At 42.7% G+C, this 6,058-nt stretch carries 5 protein-coding genes; 1 reads left to right on the top strand and 4 read right to left on the bottom strand.

Features of this window, described 5'->3' with window-relative positions; genetic code table 11:
* Positions 1 to 222 precede the first annotated feature (222 nt).
* Positions 223 to 426 carry a hypothetical protein gene (locus tag F6J94_RS28610; protein ID WP_293026631.1) on the top strand — a complete coding sequence of 68 codons (204 nt, stop codon included), beginning with the start codon at positions 223 to 225 and terminating at the stop codon, positions 424 to 426.
* Here F6J94_RS28610 and F6J94_RS28605 read toward each other — a convergent pair.
* From F6J94_RS28605 to F6J94_RS28590, 4 genes are all read right to left on the bottom strand, one after another.
* A complete protein-coding gene (locus F6J94_RS28605) occupies positions 415 to 678 on the bottom strand; it encodes a hypothetical protein (RefSeq protein WP_293046639.1) in 264 nt (87 codons plus the stop codon). The genes F6J94_RS28610 and F6J94_RS28605 overlap by 12 nt on opposite strands.
* Before the next feature lie 319 nt (positions 679 to 997).
* Entirely contained in the window at positions 998 to 1,273 is a 276-nt protein-coding gene (locus F6J94_RS28600; protein WP_293026635.1) for a hypothetical protein, read from the bottom strand.
* A 2,730-nt stretch (positions 1,274 to 4,003) separates the two neighbouring features.
* Entirely contained in the window at positions 4,004 to 5,308 is a 1,305-nt protein-coding gene (locus F6J94_RS28595; RefSeq protein ID WP_293046636.1) for a glutamate-5-semialdehyde dehydrogenase, read from the bottom strand.
* A 318-nt stretch (positions 5,309 to 5,626) separates the two neighbouring features.
* Positions 5,627 to 5,761, bottom strand: coding sequence for a hypothetical protein (locus F6J94_RS28590; protein ID WP_293046633.1), 135 nt, complete (start codon positions 5,759 to 5,761; stop codon positions 5,627 to 5,629).
* Positions 5,762 to 6,058 lie beyond the last annotated feature (297 nt).

Raw genomic sequence — 6,058 nt, 5'->3', positions numbered from 1 at the left:
TATTTCTCCTGAGATTCCATCGTTCTTGTGCCCCTTCGGGTGGGAACCAGTCCTGAACCCTGGACTGTGGAAGGCTCTTACCCCTTCCACTTCATATGAGCGCCTTTCTTCGGTCGCCCCACTATCTAGATCGTATCGTTAAGCGTCGTGGAGCGCGGTTTTAACCCGCGTAACGACATCCGCGCTTGTTTCTACGTTTTTCAAAGCGTGGAGAGTTCAATAGTGTCAGTTAATCCTCCGACGCCAACCAACCAAATAGTCGCCACAGCAATAGCGTTACCATTGTATGCAGGCACGTTTGGGGTCAGTCATTTTGGTGTGATGCAAACCCTATCCACCACGCTTAATGTCGTAGAACTTGCATTCAATCCAGCTACGCATACTATACCAGTAGATTTGAGTCTGTTGTGGACGTCATACCGTTAACAAAAACCCATGGGTCAGCATAACCGTGATCCGGTGCGAGCATTGAGAGTGCCATCGACACAGTTGCTTCTCAAACATCTGACTCGACCACTCCAATGCTGACCAACCGAGCGTGATTAGCCCAGACAGAGGTAATTTCGATCGGGGTTGGTCACCCAAAACCTGGGATGGTTGGTAATATCGAAGAGCATTAATCCGCATGGCTAGGATGCCAGCCATTAGCCACAATCCCTTGATAAAACCATTTAGCATACAACCGATTGTCTGTGGTGACTATCACAAACCAATCATCCGGGATCCCCTGTTTGACCTGATTTAACAGCTGATGCCAGTAAGGTTGCCAACTCCCTGTCAGCCATGCAAAGCGCGAGTGGTTTGAATTTACCGTAAGACAGTTGAGCCTTAATCAATAAGTTTTACCCCTTTTCTGCATAGCCGACCAACCATAAAGGCTCCACGTAATCAGGTTTGGTCTCCGGGGGAAACCCCCTGTTCCCTTGCTGCATCGCTTTTTCGGTTGCACCCACAATTTTCGCTCGCTACAGGTATTCCACAGCCACGGTAGACCACACTAATTACCAAGACGCTCAATACGCTTACCCAATGTGGATGCATCTGCAGCCAGCACCAGGCTTTTTTGATCGGATGACCACCAACTTAATATCCACAACAATAAGAAGGCTTTGCTTTCACTGACTTCTATTTCCTGTCGCTTTCTGCCATATTTGTGACTTTTTTCCTTGTACCATTGCCTTAACTGCTCTCTGACATTGTTTTGAGATCGATGTTGGATTTCTGCTAAAAATACTGCTACTGTTGATAATCCACAACGAAAGAGTGATGGCAATACCAAAACGACCCATTGCTAATCCCACTGCCTGAGATTTGCTCAGATGAGGCATCTTCCTCATCACAACTGAGAACCATTCTTGATACCCTTTCGGAATCTGTGTGATCATCGATGACAGTCCAATGGTGTACTAAGGTTTTTAGTTCTTTTTTCCTCTTTTGTTAAAATCATACACCTGAAAGGCGCCCCCGCCCCGCGCCCCCGCCCCACACTTCCCACACTTCCCATCTTTTTTACAAATATGAGATGCACCCCCTTAATTGGCGTAATCATCAACAGCATTAAGAGCTGATTCGTAAACTCGCTGTAATCCTTGTAAGATAAGGCTTGCGCTAAAATAGAACATTTGAACTATTTAATAACCAAAAGACAATCATAGCAAGGCTTTCAGACTTCTTAAGATTTACTTTACGAATCAGCTCTCAGCTAGCCGCTGGGGATTTTTTTTGTTTAATTTTGTCTCAACTAATCTATCACTCGTTATCAATGGGTAAGCGTTTCTAATTTCTTCCGGATCGAGACAGAGCAATGAAGGATTAAGAAATAGTAGATGCACCCTGACTCATCCCTCAGCTAGCCGCTGGGGATTTTTTTTTGTTCAATTTTGTCTCAACTAATCTATCAGTTCTAATTTCTTCCGGATCTAGAGAGAGCAATCAAGGAATAAGAAATAGTAGATGCACCCTGACTCATCCCTCAGCTACCCGCTGGGGATTTTTTTTGTTCAATTTTGTCTCAACTAATCTATCAGTTCTATTTGGCTTAGGCATTTCTAATTTCTTCCGGATCGAGACAGAGCAATGAAGGAATAAGAAATAGTAGATGCACCCTGACTGATCCCTCAGCTAGCCGCTGGGGATTTTTTTTGTTTAATTTTGTCTCAACTAATCTATCAGTTCTATTTAGCTAGTGTGTTTCTAATTTCTTCCGGATCGAGAGAGAGCAATCAAGGAATAAGAAATAGTAGATGCACCCTGACTAATCCCTCAGCTAGCCGCTGGGGATTTTTTTTTGTTGAATTTTGTCTCAACTAATCTATCAGTTCTAATTTCTTCCGGATCTAGAGAGAGCAATGAAGGATTAAGAAATAGTAGATGCACCCTGACTGATCCCTCAGCTAGCCGCTGGGGATTTTTTTTGTTCAATTTTGTCTCAAGCAATCTATCAGTTCTATTTGGCTTATCCATTTCTAATTTCTTCCGGATCGAGACAGAGCAATGAAGGATTAAGAAATAGTAGATGCACCCTGACTAATCCCTCAGCTACCCGCTGGGGATTTTTTTTGTTGAATTTTGTCTCAACTAATCTATCATTTCTATTTGGCTTAGGCATTTCTAAATTGTTCCGGATCTAGAGAGAGCAATCAAGGAATAAGAAATAGTAGATGCACCCTGATTCATCCCTCAGCTAGCCGCTGGGGATTTTTTTTGTTGAATTTTGTCTCAACTAATCTATCAGTTCTAATTTATTCCGGATCGAGACAGAGCAATGAAGGATTAAGAAATAGTAGATGCACCCTGACTCATCCCTCAGCTAGCCGCTGGGGATTTTTTTTGTTTAATCTTGTCTCAACTAATCTATCAGTTCTATTTGGCTTAGGCATTTCTAATTTATTCCGGATCGAGACACAGCAATCAAGGATTAAGAAATAGTAGATGCACCCTGACTCATCCCTCAGCTACCCGCTGGGGATTTTTTTTTGTTTAATTTTGTCTCAACTAATCTATCAGTTCTATTTAGCTAGTGTGTTTCTAATTTCTTCCGGATCGAGAGAGAGCCATGAAGGATTAAGAAATAGTAGATGCACCCTGACTCATCCCTCAGCTACCCGCTGGGGATTTTTTTTGTTCAATTTTGTCTCAACTAATCTATCAGTTCTATTTGGCTTAGGCATTTCTAAATTGTTCCGGATCTAGAGAGAGCCATGAAGGATTAAGAAATAGTAGATGCACCCTGACTCATCCCTCAGCTACCCGCTGGGGATTTTTTTTGTTCAATTTTGTCTCAACTAATCTATCAGTTCTATTTGGCTTAGGCATTTCTAAATTGTTCCGGATCTAGAGAGAGCCATGAAGGATTAAGAAATAGTAGATGCACCCTGACTCATCCCTCAGCTACCCGCTGGGGATTTTTTTTGTTGAATTTTGTCTCAACCAATCTATCAGTTCTATTTGGCTTAGGCATTTCTAAATTGTTCCGGATCTAGAGAGAGCAATCAAGGAATAAGAAATAGTAGATGCACCCTGACTCATCCCTCAGCTACCCGCTGGGGATTTTTTTTGTTCAATTTTGTCTCAACTAATCTATCAGTTCTAATTTCTTCCGGATCTAGATCAAACCATAAAGGAATAAGAAATAGTAGATGCACCCTGACTAATCCCTCAGCTACCCGCTGGGGATTTTTTTTGTTTAATCTTGTTTCAAACAATCTATTAGTTCTATGTGGGATAGCCATCTTGCCTGTTTCCTTGGCGTAAGCATTTCTAAATTGTTCCGGATCTAGATAGACGAATCAAGGATTAAGAAATAGTAGATGCAACGTGACTAATTCCTCAGCTATCCGCTGAGGTTTTTTTAATAGACCTCTTGCAAAAGTCCAAAAATATCGCTCTTCAGCACTTACTAGGAGCGGCTGCCAGTATAATTCTACTAAAAGCATTAGTAGACAATACTTTCGTAATTTAAAACCTGTTAGTTTCCTTAGCAAGATAAATTTAAGGAAGAATATTAGATATCCCGATGGGTAAAAGGCTTAGCATTCTCACCAACATAAGTAGCGGCAATGTGACCATTACCTGTAACCTTGTATTTGTAAGTCACCAATCCCTCTAAGCCCACTGGACCACGGGGGGGCATTTGTTGAGTGCTAATTCCTACTTCTGCTCCAAAACCATAGCGGAAACCATCGGCAAAGCGAGTAGAACAGTTGTGGAAAACATTAGCTGCATCAACTTGATTTCCGAAGCTATCTGCTACCTCCTGGTCTTCAGTAACAATTGCATCCGTATGTCTGGAACCATAAGTATTGATATGGTTAATCGCTTCTTCCACAGAATCTACTACTTTGATAGAAAGAATTAAATCACTGTATTCTGTAGACCAATCCTCATCGGTTGCTACAGAGATTGGGATAATCTCACGGCTAGCTTCATCCCCTCGCAATTCTACATTACCCTTTTTCAAAGCTTCTGCTGCTAGGGGCAAAAAACGAGGAGCAATTGCTGAATGCACCAGCAGGGTTTCAATAGCATTACAAACAGCTGGATATTGAGTTTTGGCATCAACGGTGATAGTTACCGCTTTCTCCAAGTCAGCTGCTGCATCAATATAGAGGTGGCAAATCCCATCAGCATGACCAAGTACTGGAATACGAGTATTCTCCTGCACAAACCGAACAAAAGCGTTCGACCCTCTGGGAATAATCAAATCCACATAGTTGTCTAGTTGTAACAGCTCTTTGATTTCTTCTCTAGTGGTTAACAACTGTACCGTTGCTGGGTCAACTGCTGTCGTAGATAATCCTTTATGAATTGCTTTGACTAGGGTTTCACAGGAGCGAATTGCTTCTTTACCGCCTTTGAGGATAACACCATTACCAGATTTAATCGCAAGAGAGGTAATTTGAATTAAGGCATCGGGACGAGCTTCAAAGATAACTCCTAAAACTCCTAAGGAACAAGTGACTCGTTTGAGGATTAGTCCTTGATCCAGTTCTCGATGAATTTGGACATTGCCCACAGGATCACCAAGGTTGCCCACATCTCGCACCCCCTGAATAGCCCCCTTGAGCTTTGTTTCGTTGAACTTCAGGCGATTATAAAGGGCTTTAGGAATGTTATCTGCCTCAGCCGCTTGGCAGTCTGCAGCATTCGCCGCTAGGATTTCCGGTGCTGCAGCTTCCAAGGCTTGGGCTATTGCCTCAATAGCTTCATTTTTAGCCTTTGTTGAGAGAACGGCTAAGTTCTGTGCAGCTTGACGGGTTTTTTGAGCGATCGCACTTAGGGGTATGGATGCAAGTGGTGTAGCTGTCATGGTTGTGATTTTGGAGGCAATACCAATACGTGATCAGAAGTGTAGCAAATTGACGCTCCCACAGGGTGCAGGCACTGCTATTGTCGGGGATTATTGCTTGCCCCAAACCCCCATCATCGGCTAAACCATCACTTATAAATCAGGTTAACTATAAGGTTAACGTTGGGAAAACGCGATCGCATACAGCCGCTGTTGATAGTAGTAAATAGCTTACCCAATTCAGTCATCGATACCCCTTAGTTAGTCGAGCTGTGATCTAAGAGCAAGACAGGGGTATTTTTTTTGTGTAACAGCTCAAAAGCGTTTCCCGGCTACATACTAGTTGTCTGACCTGTTACCAACTCGTCTTACCGTCAAGTTATACCATTGGTTAACTATAAGGTTAACGTTGGGAAAACGCGATCGCATACAGCCGCTGTGGATAGTAGTAAATAGCTTACGCAATTCAGTCATCGATACCCCTTAGTTAGTCGAGCTGTGATCTAAGAGCAAGACAGGGGTATTTTTTTTGTGTAACAGCTCAAAAGCGTTTCCCGGCTACATACTAGTTGTCTGACCTGTTACCAGCTCGTCTTATCGTCAAGTTATACCATTGGTTAACTATAAGGTTAACGTTGGGTAAACGCGATCGCATACAGCCGCTGTGGATAGTAGTAAATAGCTTACGCAATTCAGCCATGGACACCCCTTAGTTGGTCGAGCTGTGAGATCACAGCAACAGACTCAGGGGTTATTTTTTTTTCAACAGCT

Origin of the sequence: Moorena sp. SIO1F2 (assembly GCF_010672755.1) — a bacterium.
Classification (GTDB): Bacteria; Cyanobacteriota; Cyanobacteriia; order Cyanobacteriales; family Coleofasciculaceae; genus Moorena.
The sequence above is the reverse complement of the archived record's forward strand: the minus strand, read 5'-3'. Positions and strand labels throughout refer to the sequence as shown.

Coding starts and splice junctions, on each gene's coding strand:
- F6J94_RS28605 (WP_293046639.1), bottom strand. CDS start 678: ATGCTAAATGGTTTTATCAAGGGATTGTGGCTAATGGCTGGCATCCTA.
- F6J94_RS28595 (WP_293046636.1), bottom strand. CDS start 5,308: ATGACAGCTACACCACTTGCATCCATACCCCTAAGTGCGATCGCTCAA.
- F6J94_RS28590 (WP_293046633.1), bottom strand. CDS start 5,761: ATGACTGAATTGCGTAAGCTATTTACTACTATCCACAGCGGCTGTATG.